The sequence below is a fragment of the Tabrizicola sp. M-4 genome, from assembly GCF_051132405.1.
Classification (GTDB): Bacteria; Pseudomonadota; Alphaproteobacteria; order Rhodobacterales; family Rhodobacteraceae; genus Paragemmobacter.
This window is the reverse complement of sequence record NZ_CP128606.1, coordinates 253,355-270,975: the sequence shown is the minus strand read 5'-3', so window position 1 is coordinate 270,975 and position 17,621 is coordinate 253,355. Positions and strand designations below refer to the sequence as shown.

At 67.0% G+C, this 17,621-nt stretch carries 17 protein-coding genes and 2 pseudogenes; 14 read left to right on the top strand and 5 right to left on the bottom strand.

Annotated elements, in window-relative coordinates:
• The first annotated feature begins 348 nt into the window (after positions 1-348).
• From TabM4_RS01425 to TabM4_RS01395, 7 genes are all read left to right on the top strand, one after another.
• Positions 349-1,452, top strand: coding sequence for an ABC transporter substrate-binding protein (locus tag TabM4_RS01425; protein WP_434617370.1), 1,104 nt, complete (start codon positions 349-351; stop codon positions 1,450-1,452).
• Between the two features lie 112 nt (positions 1,453-1,564).
• Positions 1,565-2,443, top strand: coding sequence for an ABC transporter permease (locus TabM4_RS01420; RefSeq protein ID WP_434617367.1), 879 nt, complete (start codon positions 1,565-1,567; stop codon positions 2,441-2,443).
• On the top strand, positions 2,440-3,222 hold the full coding sequence (locus TabM4_RS01415) for an ABC transporter permease (RefSeq protein ID WP_434617364.1): 783 nt from the start codon (positions 2,440-2,442) through the stop codon (positions 3,220-3,222). The genes TabM4_RS01420 and TabM4_RS01415 overlap by 4 nt, the downstream gene beginning before the upstream one ends.
• A complete protein-coding gene (locus tag TabM4_RS01410; RefSeq protein WP_434617361.1) occupies positions 3,222-4,274 on the top strand; it encodes an ABC transporter ATP-binding protein in 1,053 nt (350 codons plus the stop codon). The genes TabM4_RS01415 and TabM4_RS01410 overlap by 1 nt, the downstream gene beginning before the upstream one ends.
• 92 nt (positions 4,275-4,366) lie before the next feature.
• The gene (gene modB, locus TabM4_RS01405; RefSeq protein ID WP_434617359.1) at positions 4,367-5,068 is read left to right on the top strand and encodes a molybdate ABC transporter permease subunit; all 702 of its coding nucleotides are present in this window, start codon (positions 4,367-4,369) and stop codon (positions 5,066-5,068) included.
• Positions 5,065-6,147, top strand: coding sequence for a molybdenum ABC transporter ATP-binding protein (modC, locus tag TabM4_RS01400; RefSeq protein WP_434621874.1), 1,083 nt, complete (start codon positions 5,065-5,067; stop codon positions 6,145-6,147). Before modB ends, modC begins: the two co-directional genes overlap by 4 nt.
• A gap of 77 nt (positions 6,148-6,224) precedes the next feature.
• The gene (locus tag TabM4_RS01395; protein WP_434617356.1) at positions 6,225-7,385 is read left to right on the top strand and encodes a WD40/YVTN/BNR-like repeat-containing protein; all 1,161 of its coding nucleotides are present in this window, start codon (positions 6,225-6,227) and stop codon (positions 7,383-7,385) included.
• Positions 7,386-7,392: 7 nt separating this feature from the next.
• Here the strand turns inward: TabM4_RS01395 and TabM4_RS01390 are convergent, their stop codons facing one another.
• Positions 7,393-8,685 (bottom strand): enolase C-terminal domain-like protein, encoded by a 1,293-nt coding sequence (locus TabM4_RS01390; RefSeq protein WP_434617353.1) that lies wholly within the window; start codon positions 8,683-8,685, stop codon positions 7,393-7,395.
• Between the two features lie 190 nt (positions 8,686-8,875).
• Here TabM4_RS01390 and TabM4_RS01385 point away from each other — a divergent pair.
• Positions 8,876-9,352 (top strand): annotated as a pseudogene (locus TabM4_RS01385) (protoglobin domain-containing protein); the annotation flags it as partial.
• Positions 9,329-9,755 (top strand): annotated as a pseudogene (locus TabM4_RS01380) (methyl-accepting chemotaxis protein); the annotation flags it as partial. The pseudogenes TabM4_RS01385 and TabM4_RS01380, both read left to right, overlap by 24 nt.
• A 300-nt stretch (positions 9,756-10,055) precedes the next feature.
• On the opposite strand, the gene TabM4_RS01375 reads toward TabM4_RS01380, so the two are convergent.
• Together TabM4_RS01375 and TabM4_RS01370 are read right to left on the bottom strand one after the other, a co-directional pair.
• On the bottom strand, positions 10,056-12,290 hold the full coding sequence (locus TabM4_RS01375) for a molybdopterin cofactor-binding domain-containing protein (protein ID WP_434617350.1): 2,235 nt from the start codon (positions 12,288-12,290) through the stop codon (positions 10,056-10,058).
• 2 nt (positions 12,291-12,292) lie between these two features.
• On the bottom strand, positions 12,293-12,760 hold the full coding sequence (locus TabM4_RS01370; RefSeq protein ID WP_434617347.1) for a (2Fe-2S)-binding protein: 468 nt from the start codon (positions 12,758-12,760) through the stop codon (positions 12,293-12,295).
• Positions 12,761-12,847: 87 nt separating this feature from the next.
• Here TabM4_RS01370 and TabM4_RS01365 point away from each other — a divergent pair, with 87 nt between their 5' ends.
• Positions 12,848-13,435, top strand: a complete 588-nt coding sequence (locus TabM4_RS01365) for a TetR/AcrR family transcriptional regulator (protein WP_434617344.1) — start codon at positions 12,848-12,850, stop codon at positions 13,433-13,435.
• Here TabM4_RS01365 and TabM4_RS01360 read toward each other — a convergent pair.
• Together TabM4_RS01360 and TabM4_RS01355 are read right to left on the bottom strand one after the other, a co-directional pair.
• On the bottom strand, positions 13,429-13,746 hold the full coding sequence (locus TabM4_RS01360; RefSeq protein WP_434617341.1) for an RcnB family protein: 318 nt from the start codon (positions 13,744-13,746) through the stop codon (positions 13,429-13,431). The two genes, TabM4_RS01365 and TabM4_RS01360, sit on opposite strands and share 7 nt — an antisense overlap.
• Before the next feature lie 111 nt (positions 13,747-13,857).
• Positions 13,858-14,274, bottom strand: a complete 417-nt coding sequence (locus TabM4_RS01355; RefSeq protein WP_434617338.1) for a host attachment protein — start codon at positions 14,272-14,274, stop codon at positions 13,858-13,860.
• Between the two features lie 211 nt (positions 14,275-14,485).
• Here TabM4_RS01355 and TabM4_RS01350 point away from each other — a divergent pair, with 211 nt between their 5' ends.
• Genes TabM4_RS01350 through TabM4_RS01335 form a run of 4 tightly spaced genes read left to right on the top strand, consistent with a single transcriptional unit; the run spans position 14,486 to position 17,619 of the window.
• Entirely contained in the window at positions 14,486-15,277 is a 792-nt protein-coding gene (locus TabM4_RS01350; protein WP_434617335.1) for an ABC transporter ATP-binding protein, read from the top strand.
• A 37-nt stretch (positions 15,278-15,314) separates the two neighbouring features.
• Positions 15,315-16,091, top strand: coding sequence for a transporter substrate-binding domain-containing protein (locus TabM4_RS01345; RefSeq protein ID WP_434621872.1), 777 nt, complete (start codon positions 15,315-15,317; stop codon positions 16,089-16,091).
• Between the two features lie 28 nt (positions 16,092-16,119).
• Positions 16,120-16,836, top strand: a complete 717-nt coding sequence (locus tag TabM4_RS01340) for an ABC transporter permease (protein WP_434617332.1) — start codon at positions 16,120-16,122, stop codon at positions 16,834-16,836.
• Positions 16,837-16,839: 3 nt separating this feature from the next.
• Entirely contained in the window at positions 16,840-17,619 is a 780-nt protein-coding gene (locus TabM4_RS01335) for an ABC transporter permease (RefSeq protein ID WP_434617329.1), read from the top strand.
• Positions 17,620-17,621: the final 2 nt, after the last annotated feature.

Genomic DNA, 17,621 nt, shown 5'->3' with positions numbered 1-17,621 from the left:
GCTTGGATTTCAGGACGTTGAGGGAAAAAGGGATGTGCCGAATTCTGTGCCGGAAACTGTGCCGCAAACTGTACATACGCACGGGACGGAAAAGGCGGGTTAACCTTTTTTCGGATGCCGCAGGGAATCGGAACGTTGACGCAGGGTTAATGCTGTCAGGATCGTTTCAGGGCGGCTTGGGACGAAAAAATTGTTACAAATGCATACGAGGATGCTTGCCGAGTCGGCTTGGTCGCCCTTAGCGTGGGGATACGGACCGGTTCCGCCTGCATCACGGCAGGGGGAGCCGCCCCTTTGGCGGGGGCGTGGCCGGATCGGACCGGAAATCAGGAACGGGGAGACGTTCAAATGAAAATCCAGAAACTGCTGTTTGCCTCGGCAAGCGTGGCGGGTCTGCTGCTGGCACCTGTGGCGCAGGCCCAGTCGCTGGCCGAGATCGAAGCGGCCGCGAAGGCCGAAGGCATGCTGTCGACCATCGCCCTGCCGCATGACTGGTGCGGCTATGGCAATGTGATCGCGGGCTTCAAGGCGAAGTATCCCGAGATCACCGTGAACGAGCTGAACCCCGATGCGGGTTCGGCGGACGAGCTGGAGGCCGTGAAGGCCAACAAGGACAACAAGGGCCCGCAGGCGCCCGACGTGCTGGATGTGGGTCTGGCCTTCGGACCGCAGGCCAAGGCGGAAGGCCTGACGCAGGCCTACAAGGTTGCGACCTGGGACGAGATCCCGGAGAACATCAAGGACCCGGAAGGGCATTGGTATGCCGACTATTACGGGGTGATGTCCTTCCTCGTGAACAAGGATCTGGTCGAGACCGTTCCGCAGGACTGGGCCGACCTTCTGAAGCCGGAATATGCGGGGATGGTGTCGCTGGCGGGTGACCCGCGTGCGTCGAACCAAGCGATCCTTGCGGTTCTGGCGGCGGGCATGTCCACCGGGGCTGCCCCCGGCGAGGCGGCTGGCAAGGCCGGGCTGGAGTTCTTCAAGGCGCTGAACGATGCGGGCAACTTCGTGCCGGTGATCGGCAAGGCGGGCACTCTGGCGCAGGGGACCACGCCCATCGTGATCATGTGGGACTACAACGCGCTGTCGGCGCGTGACACGCTGGCGGGCAACCCGCCGGTCGAGGTGATCGTGCCGAAGACGGGCGTTCTGGCGGGCGTCTATGTGCAGGCGATCAGCGCCTATGCGCCGCAGCCCAATGCCGCGAAGCTGTGGATGGAGTATCTGTATTCGGATGAAGGTCAGCTTGGCTGGCTGGCCGGGTATTGCCACCCCGCGCGGTTCAACGCGATGGCCGCTGCTGGCAAGATCCCGCAGGATCTGATGGACAAACTGCCCCCGGCCGAGGCCTATGAGGCCGCCTATTTCCCGACGCTGGAAGAGGTGGACGCGAACAAGGCCGCCGTCGTCGAGGGCTGGGATGCCATCGTCGGCGCCAACGTCGAGTAAGGTCTGAGACTGCGGGACGCCCGCCCCTTTGCCGGGGGCGGGCGTTTCGTGTTAACGAAGGGGAAAGGGGCCGGGACGAGCCCCGTATTCCGGAACGCAACAGGGGAACCAGATGGCCGATGACCGCCCCGCGACGGGGCCGCGCTTCCGCTGGCCGGTGGAGTGGCTGGGCATCCTGCCCTTTGCCGTTTTTGCCGTGCTGTTCCTGTTCCTGCCGACGATGAAGATCGTACTGGGCGCGTTCCAGACGCCCGAAGGCAGTTTCACCCTGCAGAACATCGTGGAATTGAACACGGCCTCGATCCGGAGCGCCTACTGGACCTCGATCAAGCTGTCCTTCATCACCGCTTTGCTGGGCTGCGCGGTCGGGTTCGCGATGGCGGCGGCGGTGGTCTTCGGGGGGCTGCCCAAGGGCGTGCGGTCGCCCTTGCTGACATTTTCCGGGGTGGCGTCGAATTTCGCGGGGGTGCCGCTGGCATTCGCCTTCATCGCGACGCTGGGGCCGGTGGGCCTTGTGACGGTGTGGCTGCGGACGGAGTTCGGGATCAACCTGCGCGCGATGGGGTTCAACCTGCTGTCCTTCTGGGGGCTGGTGATCACCTATCTGTTCTTCCAGATCCCGCTGATGATCCTGATCATCACGCCCGCGCTGGACGGGCTTAAGCGGGAATGGCGCGAGGCTGCCGCCGTGCTGGGCGCGACGGGGGCGCAGTATTGGCGGATGGTGGCGCTGCCCATTCTGTTTCCGTCGCTGCTGGGCACCTTCGCGCTGCTGTTCGCCAATGCCTTCGGGGCGGTGGCGACGGCTTTCGCGTTGACGGGGCCGCAGTTGAACATCGTGCCGATCAAGCTTTTCGCGCAGATACGTGGTGACGTGCTGGGGAACCCGAACCTTGGCTATGCGCTGGCCTTCGGGATGATCGTCATCACGGCGGCGGCGAACTTCCTGTACATCTGGCTGCGCGTGCGGTCGGAAAGGTGGCTGAAATGATCCGCCTCGTCTCGTGGGCCACGCTGATACTGGGGTGTCTTTACTTCATCCTGCCGCTGGTGGGGATGACGGAGTTCAGCCTGAAGATGCGGCGGGGGGAGTATTCCTTTGACGCCTATGCGGTGGTCTTTGCCGATCCGCGGTTCTGGGAGACCTTCGGCTATTCGCTGGCGCTGGCGGCGGCGACCATCGTGGTGGGCGTGGTGCTGGTGGTGCCGACGGCCTATTGGGTGCGGCTGCGCCTGCCGCAGGCGCGGCCCTTCGTGGAATTCGTGACGCTGCTGCCGCTGGTCATTCCGGCGATCGTCATCGTGTTCGGCTATATCCGGCTGTACAATACGTCATCCTTCCTGCCGCTGACGGGGTCGGCCTTGGGGACGGATATCCTGCTGACGATGGGATATGCGACGCTGGCGCTGCCCTACATGTACCGTTCCGTCGATACGGGGCTGCGGACTATCGATGTCGGCACCTTGACGGAGGCGGCGCAGAGCCTTGGGGCGGGGTGGTTCACCATTCTGGCGCGGGTGATCCTGCCCAACGTGATGGTGGCGGTGCTGTCGGGGGCCTTCCTGACGCTGGCCATCGTGATGGGGGAATTCACCATGGCGGCCCTTCTGAACCGGCCGGCCTTCGGGCCCTTCATGCAGTTGCTTGGCGCGAACCGCGCCTATGAGCCGCCCGCGCTGGCCGTGATCGCCTTTGCCATCACATGGGGCTGCATGGGGTTGATGCAGCTTGTGACCCGATTTGCCAAACATGAAAGGGCGAAGGCCTGATGTCGTTCCTGTCGCTGTCCCATCTGGAAAAGGTCTTTGGCGCGAACCGCGTGGTGAAGGATTTTAACCTTGCGGTGGAGAAGGGGGAGTTCATCTCTCTGCTTGGTCCTTCGGGCTGTGGCAAGACCACGGTGCTGCGGATGGTGGCGGGGTTCGAGGTGCCGACATCCGGGGGCATCGTCATCGACGGGCAGGATGTGACGGGGTTGAAGGCGAACCAGCGGAACATCGGGATGATGTTTCAGGCCTATGCGCTGTTCCCCAACCTGACGGTGGCGGAGAATGTGGCCTTCGGGTTGAAGGTCAAGGGCGTGGCGAAGGACAAGCGCGATGCGCGGGTGGCCGAGATGCTGCGCCTGATCGGGTTGGCGGAGATGGGGGGGCGGTATCCGTTCCAGTTGTCGGGCGGGCAGCAGCAGCGGGTTGCCTTGGCGCGGGCCTTGGCGCCCAGCCCGCGGGTGCTGTTGCTGGATGAGCCGCTTTCGGCGCTGGATGCGAAGGTGCGGGTTTCGTTGCGGAATGAGATCCGGGAAATCCAGCGGGAGTTGGGCATCACCACGATCTTCGTGACGCATGATCAGGAAGAGGCGCTGTCCATGTCGGACCGTGTCGTCGTAATGAATGGCGGGATCGCGGAACAGGTGGGCGCGCCGTTCGAGGTGTATAACCGGCCCGCGACGCGGTTCGTGGCGACCTTCGTGGGGACGCTGAACATCTTCAGCGGCAAGGTGACGGGGCCGGAGACGGCGGAACTGGCCGGGGTGCCGGTGCGGTTGGCGGAACCGGTGGCCGTGGGGAAAGGGGCGAGCCTGTCGCTGGCGCTGCGGCCCGAGGCGGTGCATCTGGGGCGCAAGGAGGGGGCGGAGGTCGTGCTGCCTGCGGTGATCCAGAGCGTGGAATTCCTTGGGTCGATCATCCGGGTGCGGGCCGAGGTGGCGGGCAGCGTGGTGGCGCTGGACACGTTCAACCGGTCGGACGCGCCGCCGCCCGCCATCGGCAGCGCGGCGGAGGTGAGCCTGTCGGGGCGTGACCTGATCGTCCTGCAGGACTGAGGCGGACCCTTGCCGGGAGGCGGGACCGTCGTGTTATGTTCCTTTGGACATAACGAGGGGAGCGCCATGCCAGCCTGTGGGCCTGATCGCCGATGACGGTGTGGCTTTCGCCTTCGGAATGGCAGGCGGTGGCGCTGTCGGTGCAGGTGTCGTTCTGGGCGACGGTGGTGAGCCTGCCCTTCGGCATCTGGGTGGCGTGGCTGCTGGCGCGGCGGGAGTTTCCGGGCAAGCAGGTGCTGAACGGGTTGGTGCATCTGCCGTTGATCCTGCCGCCTGTCGTGACCGGATATCTGTTGCTGATCACCTTCGGGCGGCGAGGCTATGTCGGGCAGTTCCTTGACCAGTGGTTCGGGATCGTGCTGGCCTTTCGCTGGACCGGGGCGGTGCTGGCGGCGGCGGTGATGGCCTTCCCCTTGATGGTGCGGGCGATACGGCTGGCCTTCGAGGCGGTGGACCCGAAGCTGGAGCAGGCGGCGGGGACCTTGGGCGCCTCGCCCATATGGGTGTTCCTGACGGTGACGCTCCCTTTGATCCTGCCGGGGGTTCTGGCGGGGGCGGTGCTGGCCTTTGCCAAGGCGATGGGGGAATTCGGGGCGACGATCACTTTCGTGTCGAACATTCCGGGGCAGACGCAGACCTTGCCATCGGCCATCTATGCCTTTCTGCAGGTGCCGGGGGGGGATCGGCAGGCGTTCCGTCTGGTGCTGGTCGCCATTGCGGTGGCGATGGGGGCCTTGATCGCGTCGGAATGGATCGCGCGGCGGGTGGCGCGGCGGATCGGGGGGGCGGGATGAGCCTTTCGGTCGAGATCGCGCATGGTTTTCCGGGGTTCGCGCTGGACGTGGCCTTTGGCGCGCCGCCGGGGGTGACGGCTTTGTTCGGGCGGTCGGGTTCGGGCAAGACGACGGTGGTGAATGCCGTGGCGGGGCTGTTGATGCCGGACCGGGGGCGGATCGTGGCCGGGGGCGCGGTGCTGTTCGACCGGGCGGGGGGCGTGGCGCTGCCGCCGCATCGGCGGAGGCTGGGCTATGTGTTTCAGGATGCGCGGCTGTTTCCGCATATGTCGGTGCGGCAGAACCTGACCTATGGGCAGCGGTTCGCCCCGGCGGGCGGCGTGGGGCTGGGGGCGGTGGTGGAGATGCTGGGCATCGGCGCGCTGCTGGAGCGGCGGCCGGGCGGCCTTTCCGGGGGGGAGAAGCAGCGGGTGGCCATCGGGCGGGCGCTGCTGTCGAACCCGCGGCTTCTGTTGATGGATGAGCCGCTGGCTGCGCTGGACGAGGCGCGGAAGGCGGAAATCCTGCCTTGGATCGAGAGGCTGCGCGACGGGACGGACATCCCCATCCTTTACGTCAGCCATTCCATGGCCGAGGTGGCGCGGCTGGCGACCACGCTGGTGGTGATGGATCAGGGGCGCATCCGGGCGGCGGGGCCGGTGGCGGAGGTGCTGGCGGATCCGGGGCTGGCGCCGGTGCTGGGGCTGCGGGAGGCGGGGTCCATCCTGCCCGCGCGGGTGGCGGCGCAGGAGGAGGACGGGCTGACGCGGCTGGAGACGGCGGGGGGGCCAGTCTGGCTGCCGCGGATAGAGGCGGCGGTGGGGAGTGCGCTGCGGGTGCGGATCGCGGCGCAAGATGTGATCATCGCGCGGGGAAGGCCGGAGGGGATTTCGGCGCTGAACGTGCTGCCCGCGGTGGTGGCGGCGGTGCGGATGGGGGACGGGCCCGGCGCGCTGGTGCGGTTGTCGGTGGGGGGGGACGCGCTCTTGGTGCGGATCACGCGGCGGTCGGCGGCGGCCTTGGAGTTGCGCGAGGGGGCGGAGGTCTTTGCCATCGTGAAATCCGTCTCGGTGGCGCAGGCGGATATCGGGGTGATGTGAGGGAGGCCACAGAAGCGGCGTTCCCGACTCGGTCATTGGTGCTAGGGTCGGGTCATCGGCGGCAGGGAGGGCAGCGGATGACGGGGGCGGTGACGGTGCTTGTGGGCACCACGAAGGGGGTTTTCCTGCTGCGGTCAGGGGCGGGACGGACGGGGTGGCAGGTGTCGGGGCCGCATTGCGACGGCTGGAACATCAACCATGTGATCGCCGATCCGGCGACGGGCGCGCTTTATGCGGCGGGGGGCGGCGAGTTCCATGGCGCGGGGGTATGGCGGTCGACCGACGGGGGCGAAACATGGGTGCTGTCCCTGCTGGCCAACGGGATGATGGATGCGATGCTGGCGGCGGACCCCGGCATGGCGGCATATCTGGGGCGCGGGCCGATGCCGGATGCGCCGTTCAAGGGGCGGATTTCGGCGCTGTGGTCGCTGGGGCTTTCGGGCGGGGTGCTGTATGCGGGCGCGAAGCCTGCGACGCTGTTTGCGAGCCGGGATGGTGGCGAGACATGGGAGGAGGTTGAGGCGCTGTCGAACCACCCGTCGCGGCCGGATTGGGAGCCGGGGGGCGCGGGGCTGGTGCTGCATACGATCGTGGGCGATCCGGAGGATGCGGCGAAGCTGTGGGTCGGGATTTCGGCGGCAGGGGTCTTTGCGACGGAGGATGGCGGGGCAAGCTGGGAGCGGCGGAACCGGCTGTCGAACGAAGGCGACGGGCATCACGACCACCACGACCATTCCCATGGCGAGGGGCATGAGTTGGGGTTCTGCGTCCACAACATGGTGCGGGCGCCGGGCGGGGGCGATCTGATGTATCAGCAGAACCACCACGGCGTATTCCGCAGCCCGGATGGCGGGCGAAGCTGGCATCCGATCACGGCGGGGCTGCCCAGCGATTTCGGCTTTCCCATCGCGGTGGACCCCGCGGATGCCCGGCGGCTGTGGACCTTTCCCCTGAACGGCGACACGCAGGGGCGCTTTCCGCCGGGGGCATCGGCGGCGGTTTACCGATCCGAAGATGGGGGCGAAAGCTGGCAGGCGATGACCGATGGCCTGCCGGTGAAGGATTGCTTTTTTACCGTGCTGCGGCAGGCGATGGCGGTGGATCGGGCCAGCCCGACGGGGGTGTATTTCGGCACCAACAGCGGGTCTGTGTTTGCCAGCCGCGACCGGGGCGCGCATTGGCACGAGATCGCGCGGCATCTGCCCACGGTGTTGAGCGTCGAGACGGTGGCGGCGTGACCGCCCCCTACCCCTTCCACGCCGCGCCATCGGGCCAGAGATGGGCGGCGATGGAGGCGGGTTTCATGGTGATGGAATAGCCCGGTTCCTCGGGCGGGAGGTAATGGCCGTTCCGCATGCGGACGGGCGTTTCGAAATGGTCGTGCAGGTGATCGACATATTCCAGCACGCGGTCTGTCAGGCTGGCCGAGACGCAGACGTAATCGAAGATCGACAGGTGCTGGACATATTCGCACAGGCCCACGCCGCCTGCATGGGGGCAGACGGGGACGCCGAAGTGATCGGCCATGAGGAAGACGCCGACGATTTCATTGACGCCGCCAAGGCGGGCTGAATCCAGTTGCAGGATCTGCAGGGCGTCGGCCTGAAGGAACTGCTTGAACATGACGGCGTTCTGGCAGTGTTCGCCCGTCGCCACCTTGATCGGTGCGACCCCGCGCGCGATGGCGGCATGGCCGAGGATGTCGTCGGGTGAGGTGGGTTCCTCGATGAACCACGGGTCGAAGGCGGCGAGGGGTTTCATGTGGTCGATGGCCTGCGCCACGCCCCAGACTTGGTTCGCGTCCATCATCAGGCGGCGGTGGGGGCCGATCTCTTCGCGGATGATGCGGGCGCGGCGGATGTCATCTTCCAGATTGCCGCCGACCTTCATCTTGAAGTGGTTCCAGCCCTGCGCGATGGCGGCGCGGCAGAGGTCGCGCATCTTTTCGTCGGAATAGCCGAGCCAGCCTGCCGAGGTGGTATAGGCGGGGTAGCCGTTGGCGCGCATTTCCGCGATGCGGGCGGCGCGGGTGGGGAGGTGTTCCTCCAGCCGTTCGCGGGCGCGGCCGGGGTCGAGTGCGTCGGAGAGATAGCGCCAGTCGACGAGGGCCACGGTTTCGGCGGGGGTCATGTCGCAGAGCAGGCGCCAGACGGGTTTGCCTTCCACCTTGCCCTTCAGGTCCCAGAGCGCGTTGACGAGGGCGGCGGTGGCGAGGTGGATCACGCCCTTGTCGGGGCCGACCCAGCGAAGCTGGCTGTCGCCGGTGATGCGCCGCCATGTGGCGCCCATGTCCGACAGCAGGTCTTCGACGGGGATATCCTTGATCAGGGGGGCAAGGGCGGTGATGGCGGCGACGCAGAGTTCGTTGCCGCGTCCGATGGTGAAGGTGAGGCCGTGGCCGGCATGGCCGCCATCGGTTTCGATGATGCAATAGGCGGCGGAATAGTCGGGGGCGAGGTTCATCGCATCGGAGCCGTCAAGGCTGCGCGAGGTGGGGAAACGGATATCCAACGCGCGGATGGCGGTGATGCGGGTCATGGCGGCCTCCCCTTTTGCAGGCAGTGTATGCTAGCATGTCAGTTGGGGGAAGATGGTCCAAAGGGAACTCTTGGATTCAACATATTCACATTTTATGTTTCATTCTTGATTTTCCCTAAGTCGGATTAGGGCGCGTCCGTTGCTTCAACCTGGCAGGATTGGCCTGTCAGCAGAGAACAAGGGCACTTTCATGCAATCGGACCTTCAGGGGCGTTTGGCCTATCTTGGCCTTACAGAGGCGGATCTGGCGCTGGCAGGGCGGCATTCGGAGGCGCTGATGCGTGGGCTGGGACCGATCCTGGACCGCGCCTATGACACGATCCTGAAGACGCCGAACACGGCGGCCTTCTTTCGTGATGCCGCCCATGCGGAGCGGGCGAAGGGATTGCAGATGAAGCACTGGGCCCGGCTGACATCGGGGCGGATCGACGAGGATTACGTGGCGCTGGTGACGCGGATCGGGCGCATCCATGCGCAGATCGGGCTGGAGCCGCGTTGGTACATGGACAGCTATTCGCTGATCTTCCGGGGGATCATCGAGGATTTCTTCCCGACGCTGTTGAAGGGCGGCCTGCTGGGCAAGCGCGGCGTGGGCGAGGCGACCCATGTGCTGAGCGTCTATTTCCGGCTGGCGATGCTGGACATGGATTACGGGATTTCCACCTATTTCGAGGCGCTGGATACCGAGCGGAAGTCGAAGGCGGAGCAGGAGCGCGAGATCGCGGATACGCTTGCGGCATCTGTCACCGAGGTTTCGGCGACGATCGAGGAGCTTTCGGCCAGCATCAAGGAGAATGCCAACGGCGCCATGGCCACGAAGGAGGCGGCGCTGCGAGTTTCCGAGAATGCGGTTGCCGGGGGCGACGCGGTGAAGACGACGATGACCGCGATGGAGGGCATCGCCGAGCGGATCAAGGTGGTGAGCGAGATCGCGCGGCAGACTGACCTGCTGGCGCTGAATGCGGCGGTGGAGGCGGCGCGGGCCGGGGCGCAGGGCGCGGGTTTTGCCGTGGTGGCGACGGAGGTGCGGCGTCTGGCGGAGCGGTCGGCGGAAGCGGCGGCCGAGATCGACACGGCGACGGCGGACAGCCTGCGGGCGGCACGGTCGGCGGCGGCGACGCTGTCGCGGTTGGTGCCGGAGATCCAGGAGACGGGCGGCCTTGTCGCGGCTATTGCGGATACCTCGGTGGAGCAGGCCACGGCGGTGGAGGAGATCAACACCACCGTGCTGCGCCTGTCCGGACTGGCGGGCGAGATCGGCAGCGGCATGAAGGGCGGCGAGGTGGCGCATATGCCCCACCGCCGCACGACCCGCGCGCATCCGCCGGCGCGGATGGCGATGGCGAGTTGACCCGCGCCGCAGCGCGCCTTCAGGCGAAGGTCACGCTGCGGGCGAAGGGGAGATCGCGCAGGCGCTGACCGATGAGGGCGAAGATTGCGTTGCCCAGCGCGGGGGCGGCGGGCGGGGTACCGGGTTCGCCGATGCCGCGGATATGCGGCAGGTTTTCCAGCACGCGCACGGCGATGGGCGGGCATTCGCGCAGGCGCATCGGTTCGAAATCCCAGAAGTTGGGTTGTTGGACCATGCCATCTGCCACGGTGATCTCTCCCCTTATCGCGGCGGAGAGGCCGTAGATCATGCCGCCCTGCAACTGCGCCTCGATATTGCCGGGGTCGAGCGCGATGCCGGGATCGGCGGCGATCCATGCGCGGGTCAGGCGGAGGCCGTCGGGGGTGGAGGCGACTTCGATCACCTCGGCCACGGGGACGCCGAAGGAGAGGCAGAAGGCGATGCCCTTGGCCCGGCCCGGTGTGGGGCTGCCCCAGTTGGACATTTCGGCCACGGCCTCGATCACCTTGCGCGAGGGGTCGTGGTCGATATGGGCGAGGCGGAATTCCACCGGGTCGACCCCGGCGAGGTGGGCCAGTTCGTCCATCGCGGTTTCGTGGAAGAAGGCGTTCTGGGAGGCGCCGACCGAGCGCCATGAGCCGACGGGCAGCATCGCCGGGGCGCGGTAGCCGGTGACGCGGTGGTTGGGCAGGCGGTAGGGCTGTTCCCACGTGCCCTGCACGATGGCGCTGTCGGGGCCGGGGAGGGTATAGCCCAGACGTCCGACCTGACTTTCCACGACGGAGGAGGAGCAGGTGGCGAAATCGAAAGCGACGAGCCGCCCGTCCTGCACCTTGCCGCGCACGCGGGACAGGGCGGCGGGGCGGTAGGCGTCATGCGTCATGTCCTCTTCGCGCGACCATGTGAGGAGGATGGGCGTGCCCTCCATCGCCTTTGCGAGGGCGATGGTCTGGCGGATGATGTCCATTTCGGCGCGGCGACCGAAGCCGCCGCCCATGGGCAGGGTTTCGACGGTGATCGCCTCGGGCGGGAGGCCGGTGAGGGCCTGTCCTTCGATCAGGATCTGGGTGGGAAGCTGGTGGCCGGACCAGACGGTAAGCTTGCCGTCCTTGAGGAGGGCCGCGCTGGACATGGGTTCCATCGTGGCATGGGCGAGGTAGGGGACGGAGTATTCGGCCTGCCAGTCCTCCGCCGTGAGGACGGCATCGACATCGCCATCGTCGCGGTTGGTGCTGTCCTTGCGGTCTTCGGTGAAGGAGGCGCGGAGGGTTTCGGCGATCTCGTCGCTGGTGGCGGGATAGGGGGCGGGGCCCCAGTCGAAAGTGATGGCATCGGCGGCCTGCATGGCCGTCCATGTGTTGGTGGCGATGACGGCGACGCCGTTTTCGACGGGGAGGATGCGCTCGACACCGGGCATGGATTCGGCGGCGGAGGCATCGAAGGACAGGAGCGCCCCGCCAAGGCGGGGATTGGTGCGGATCGTGGCGAAGCGCATGCCGGGAAGGCGCATGTCGATGGCATAGGTCTGGGTGCCCGTTACCTTGGCCAGCATGTCGACGCGGGGGAGGCTGCGGCCAAGGAGTTTCCAGTCGGCGCGGGGCTTCAGCGCGGGTTCGGCGGGCAGGTCGATGGTGGCGGCGGCCTCGGCCAGTTCGGGATAGGGGATGCGCGTGCCGTCGGGGGCGATCACCGCGCCCGCCTCGGTGGAGAGTTGGGAGGCGGGGAGGTTGAGGCGGGCGGCGGCGGCCCCGATCAGGGCGGCGCGGGCGGCGGCCCCGGCGAGGCGCATCTTGTCGAAGGCGTCGGGGATGGAGGAGGAGCCGCCGGTGATCTGCAGGCCGAGGAATTTGGCCGGGATGTCCATGGCAGAGCGGACGGTGTTGGCGAGGCGGCTGTCATCGGTGGGGGCGAAGGGCACGCCTTCGGCAAGGACGGCAGCGTTGTAATAGGCCTTGGACGCAGGACCGTGGATCACGCGGATCTGCGACCAGTCGAGATCCATTTCCTCGGCCACCAGCGCGGCGAGGGTGGTGTGGACGCCCTGCCCCATTTCGGCGCGGGGCGCGATGACGGTGACGCCATCGGCATTGATCAGGACATAGGGGTTCAGCGTCGCCTCGCCCGGAACGAGACCCGCCTCCAGCGGGTTGTCGTAGGGGGTGGCGTAGCGATACCAGCCGAAGGCGACCCCGCCGATCAGGGCGGCGGAGCCGAGGAGGAAGCCGCGGCGGGCGATTTTCATAACGCGCCCCATGATCAGACCTCCTTCAGGCGCAGGGCGGCATCCTGCACGGCGGCGCGGATGCGGGGATAGGTGCCGCAGCGGCAGAGGTTGCCCGACATCGCCTCGTCGATTTCACCCGGGGTGGGGCTGGGGTTTTCGGCGAGAAGGGCCGCGGCCTGCATGATCTGGCCGGATTGGCAGTAACCGCATTGCGCGACCTGTGCCGCCATCCATGCCGCCTGCACGGCATGCAGCGCGGCGAGGTTGCCCAGACCTTCGATCGTGGTGATGATGGCGCCCGCCACATCGCCCAGCGGCGTCTGGCAGGAGCGGACCGCCTGCCCGTCGACATGCACGGTGCAGGCCCCGCAGGCGGCGACGCCGCAGCCGTATTTCGTGCCCGTGAGGTTCAGCCCGTCGCGCAGCGCCCAGAGGAGCGGCATGTCGGTTGGCAGGTCGAGGGTTTCGGTCCGTCCGTTGACGGTCAGGGTGACGGGCATGGGGTCCTCCATTCGCTTCTGACAAAATGGGCGCGAAATGTCAGTCTGTCAATTGACAATCTGGAGCGATTTTGTCAGGGTGTCGGCATGGCTGATCCCGCCCCTTCGACTGCCGCCCTGCCCGACCGTCTGGAGCATATCCTCGATGCGGCGTTCCGGGCCTTTGCGACCTATGGCTATCGGCGGACGTCGATGGATGACATCGCCAAGGGGGCGGGGATGTCGCGCAGTGCGCTGTATCTGCATTTCCGCAACAAGGAGGACATCTTCCGGTCGCTGGCGGTGCGCTATTTCGATGAGGCGCTGCGGGACATGGCGGCGGCGTTGAACCAGCCGGGGCAAGGGCTGGAGGCGGCGTTGATGGCGGCCTTCGTCGCCAAGGACGGGAAGTTCATGGAGGCGGTGCTGACCACCCCGCATGGCGAGGAGCTGATGGATGCCGGGTTTTCGGTGACGGGCGATCTGGCGGCTGCTGGCGAGGCGCGGATGGTGGAGGTTCTGGGTGACTGGCTGGCGCGGCGCGGGGTGCCGGAGGGGCTGGGCACGGGCGCGGATGTGGCGCAGGCGGTGATGTCGGCGGTGAAGGGGTTGAAGCTTTCGGCGCGCAGCTTGCCGGAATATCGCGCGGGGCAGGCGCGGCTGGCAGCGCTGTTTGCCCGCGCGCTGGATCAGTAGCGACCGAGGAATTCGAGGATGATGCCGGTGGCGATGGCCACGCGGACGAGGTCGTTGTCGATCAGGACATAGCGGCTGCCATCGGGCGGGGCGGGGAGATCGTAGCGATCCCAGTCGCGCAATTCGTACCAAGCCACGTTGGAGGGGATGCGTTCGCCGATGCGCCATGCCTTGGCATGGCCGGGCGGGACGCAGGGGACGGCCTTCTTGGCCAAGCCGGGCGGGCAGCCCTTGGGGTTGGCCATGGCGGGCGCCGCACCGGCGGCGAGGGCCGAGGCGAGGAGCAGGGGAAGGAGGCGCGCGGTTCTCATCGTGACAGTCCTTTGCTTGGCCCTTTCCGTGCCGCAAAGGGGGGCGGGGTGCAAGGCCATGCCCTGCCCCGCCCCTGCCGGTTTGGCGGAATGCCACCGATGCAGGCCCCGTCAGGCGGCGTTTTCCAGCGCGGAATTCACCACGGTGACGATGCGGCCAAGGGGCTGTTTCGTCAGCGTCTTGGGCAGGGTGAGGACCACGCGCTGGCGCAGGTCATCGTCCAGCCGGTCGCGGATCGCGCCCAGAAGCGGGGGAGAGGCGGCAAGGACGAGGCGTTGCGCCCCGCCGCGCGCGGCCTCTCGTGCCAGTCGTCCCACGACCATGGCGGCGAAGGCGGAGGTGGCGAGGCGGGAGCGATCCGTCACCTCGGGCAGGGCGCGGCGGGTATCGGGCGGGGGCGTATTCGGGGCATCCATCCGGTCGATCAGGCGGAGATCGGGTTGACGGATGCAGCCTGCGTTTTCCAGAATCAGCGCGCCTTCGGAACAGGCGACGACGATCCACGTTCCACGGTGAAGTCCCGGCATTGCTCTACCCTCCTGCGTTGTTGCTTGTGGAACCGACATGGAAAGCACCCTGCCCTGCGGAAGTGCGTCAGCCTGCCGCAGCGGGAAAAAAGGCGGGAAAACGGGCGGAACTCACGCAGAGTTCAGCGGGCGGGAGGGGCGTTGCGATTTTTCTTGCCCTTTGCCCCCCTGCCCCGTCTAACTTGTTCTACGATCGTACAAGGAGGCCCGCTTGACCGTTACCGCCGAAAAGCCCCGTGCCGCAGAGGCCCCCGAGGCGATCCGAGTGGAGGGGCTGCGGAAATCCTTCGGGCCGCATGAGGTGCTGAAGGGGGTGGACCTGACGGCGCATGAGGGTGACGTCATCGCGGTGATCGGCGGGTCGGGTTCGGGCAAGTCCACCATGCTGCGCTGCATCAACTTTCTGGAAACGCCGAGTGCGGGGCGGATCGTGATCGCGGGCGAGGAGGTGCGGCAGCGCCCGGATGGCGGCGGCGCGGCGGACCGGCGGCAGATCGAGCGCATCCGGCGCAGTCTGGGGATGGTGTTCCAGAGCTTCAACCTGTGGACGCACAAGACGGTGCTGGACAATCTGATCGAGGTGCCGGTGCATGTGCTGGGCGTGCCGAAGGCCGAGGCCGTGGCGCGGGCGGAGACGCTTTTGGCGCGGGTTGGGCTGGCCGAGAAGGCGGGGAGCTATCCGGCCTTCCTGTCGGGCGGGCAGCAGCAGCGGGCGGCGATCGCGCGGGCCTTGTGCATGGAGCCGCGGGCGATGCTGTTCGACGAGCCGACATCGGCGCTTGACCCGGAACTGGTGGGCGAGGTGCTGGCGGTGATCCGGGGGCTGGCCGCCGAGGGGCGGACCATGATCCTTGTGACGCATGAGATGAAATTCGCGCGGGAAGTGGCGAGCCATGTCGTCTTTCTTGCCAATGGGCTGGTCGAGGAACAGGGACCGCCCGAACAGGTGTTCGGCGCGCCGAAATCGCCGCGCCTGCAACAATTCCTCCGGTCCGTGGGCTGAGAGGGTGAGAAAACCAAGAAACAGGGAGTCTGAGATGATGAAGAGAACCATGACCGCCGCGCTTGCGTTGTCCTTTGGCCTGATGGCCGGGGTTGCCAGTGCAGAGACCGTCAAGGTGGGCATCGCCGCCGAGGCCTATCCGCCCTTTGCCAGCCAGGATGCCAGCGGCGCATGGGTCGGCTGGGAGGTGGAGATGATCGGCGCGATCTGTGCCGCCGCCGAACTGACCTGCGAGATCGTGCCGGTGGCATGGGACGGGATCATCCCGGCGCTGACTGCGGGGCAGATCGACGCGATCATGGCGTCGATGTCGATCACCGAGGAGCGGATGCAGACCATCGACTTCTCGGACAAGTATTACAACACGCCGACCGTGGTGGTGGGTGCCAAGGGGATGGAGATGGATGCCACGCCCGAGGGCCTGACGGGCAAGATCGTGGGCGTGCAGGTTTCGACGGTGCATCAGGCCTATGTCGAGAAGTATTTCGCCCCCGTCGCCGCCGAGGTGAAGACCTATCAGACGCAGGATGAGGCCAATCAGGACCTCGTCGCGGGCCGCATCGATGCGGTGCAGGCGGACAGCATCGCGTTGGATGCCTTCCTTGCGACGCCGGAGGGGCAGGCCTGCTGTGAGGTGAAGGGGACCGTCGCGGACGATCCGGCGATCCTTGGGCTTGGCGTGGGCGTGGGCCTGCGCAAGGGCGAGGACGCGCTGAAGGCCGCCTTCAACAAGGGCATCGCCGGGGTTCTGGCGGATGGGACCTATGAGAAGATCACGGCGGGCTATTTCGCCTCGTCGATCTATGGGAACTGAGGCAGGGGCCTGACGGGGGGAGAGGGGCGTGGGAACCCTTGACCTTCTGGCCTTTTCCCCGCCCGGCTGGGGGGCGACCCTTCTGGCCGGGCTGTGGAATTCGCTGCTGATCGCGGTCGGGGCCTTCGGGCTTGGCCTTGTCCTCGGCACGCTGGGGGCTTGGGGCAAGCTGCATGGCGGGCCGGTGACGCGGGACCTGCTGGCGATGTACACGACCGTCGTGCGGGCGGTGCCGGAACTGATCCTGATCCTGATCCTGTATTTCGGGGTGACCGATCTGGTGAACCAGATCCTGATCGCCTTCGGGCATGAGCGCATCCAGATTTCCGGCGTGGTCGCGGGCATCGCCGTGCTGGGCGTGGTGCAGGGGGCCTATGCAACCGAGGTGCTGCGGGGCGCGTTGCAGGCGGTGCCGCAAGGGCAGGTGGAAGCCGCGAAGGCGATGGGGATGCCGCCCTTCCTGATGGCGCGGCGGATCATCTTTCCGTCAATGCTGGGTCTGGCGGTGCCGGGGCTGGCGAACCTGTGGCTGATCGCGACGAAGGATACGGCCCTGCTGGCGGTGGTGGGTTTTTCGGAACTGACCTTCGCGACGCGGCAGGCGGCGGCATCGACCAAGGCCTTCTTCACCTTCTTCATGGCGGCGGGGGTGATTTACCTGATCATCACGCTGCTGTCGGGTTGGGCCTTTGCGCGGATCGAGGCATGGGCGCGGCGCGGCGAGCCGCGCAACGCGGGGGGCTGATCCATGCCCGCATGGCTGCAACCGCATCGCATCGTGCTGGGCCTGATCGGGCTGGCGCTGGTCTGGTTCTGCGTGACCCAGATGCGCTGGGACTGGCTGCCGAAATACGCGCCGATGATGGCCGAGGGGATGTGGCGGACGATCTGGCTGCTGGTGCTGTCCACCATTCTGGGGATGGCGCTGGCGGTGCCGCTTGGTTTGGCGCAAGCGGCGGGGCCTTGGTATCTGGCAGCGCCCGCGCGGGTGTTCTGCACCGTGATCCGGGGGACGCCGCTTCTGTTGCAGATATGGCTGCTGTATTACGGGCTCGGGTCGCTGTTCCCGCAGTTTCCGTGGATACGCGAGAGCGACCTGTGGCCCATCTTGCGGCAGGCATGGCCCTATGCGCTGCTGGCGCTGACGCTGTCTTTCGCGGGATATGAGGGCGAGGTGATGCGGGGGGCGTTCCGTTCGGTGCCGCGCGGGCAGTTGGAGGCGGCGCGGGCGATGGGGATGCCACGGCATCTGATCCTGTGGCGGATCTGGCTGCCGCAGGCGGTGCGGGCGGTGTTGCCGACGCTGGGCGGCGAGACGGTGTTGCAGATGAAGGCGACGCCTCTGGTCGCCACCATCACGGTGGTGGAGATCTATGCGGTGGCAAGCCGGGTGCGGCAGGATACGTTCATCGTCTATGAGCCGCTGCTGTTGCTCGCGGTGGCCTATCTGGCGCTGGCGGGGCTGATCGTGCTTGCCTTCCGCTGGGTGGAGATGCGGGGGCCCGCGCTGAAACGCCCCTCGGCCTGAGG

Bases quoted from the DNA above. Each gene is read 5' to 3' on its own strand.
- modB (WP_434617359.1), top strand. From the start codon at position 4,367: ATGACGGTGTGGCTTTCGCCTTCGGAATGGCAGGCGGTGGCGCTGTCG.
- TabM4_RS01360 (WP_434617341.1), bottom strand. From the start codon at position 13,746: ATGAGAACCGCGCGCCTCCTTCCCCTGCTCCTCGCCTCGGCCCTCGCC.
- TabM4_RS01395 (WP_434617356.1), top strand. From the start codon at position 6,225: ATGACGGGGGCGGTGACGGTGCTTGTGGGCACCACGAAGGGGGTTTTC.
- TabM4_RS01345 (WP_434621872.1), top strand. From the start codon at position 15,315: ATGAAGAGAACCATGACCGCCGCGCTTGCGTTGTCCTTTGGCCTGATG.
- TabM4_RS01425 (WP_434617370.1), top strand. From the start codon at position 349: ATGAAAATCCAGAAACTGCTGTTTGCCTCGGCAAGCGTGGCGGGTCTG.
- TabM4_RS01355 (WP_434617338.1), bottom strand. From the start codon at position 14,274: ATGCCGGGACTTCACCGTGGAACGTGGATCGTCGTCGCCTGTTCCGAA.
- TabM4_RS01370 (WP_434617347.1), bottom strand. From the start codon at position 12,760: ATGCCCGTCACCCTGACCGTCAACGGACGGACCGAAACCCTCGACCTG.
- TabM4_RS01335 (WP_434617329.1), top strand. From the start codon at position 16,840: ATGCCCGCATGGCTGCAACCGCATCGCATCGTGCTGGGCCTGATCGGG.
- TabM4_RS01415 (WP_434617364.1), top strand. From the start codon at position 2,440: ATGATCCGCCTCGTCTCGTGGGCCACGCTGATACTGGGGTGTCTTTAC.
- TabM4_RS01420 (WP_434617367.1), top strand. From the start codon at position 1,565: ATGGCCGATGACCGCCCCGCGACGGGGCCGCGCTTCCGCTGGCCGGTG.
- TabM4_RS01410 (WP_434617361.1), top strand. From the start codon at position 3,222: ATGTCGTTCCTGTCGCTGTCCCATCTGGAAAAGGTCTTTGGCGCGAAC.
- TabM4_RS01390 (WP_434617353.1), bottom strand. From the start codon at position 8,685: ATGACCCGCATCACCGCCATCCGCGCGTTGGATATCCGTTTCCCCACC.
- TabM4_RS01365 (WP_434617344.1), top strand. From the start codon at position 12,848: ATGGCTGATCCCGCCCCTTCGACTGCCGCCCTGCCCGACCGTCTGGAG.
- TabM4_RS01375 (WP_434617350.1), bottom strand. From the start codon at position 12,290: ATGGGGCGCGTTATGAAAATCGCCCGCCGCGGCTTCCTCCTCGGCTCC.
- modC (WP_434621874.1), top strand. From the start codon at position 5,065: ATGAGCCTTTCGGTCGAGATCGCGCATGGTTTTCCGGGGTTCGCGCTG.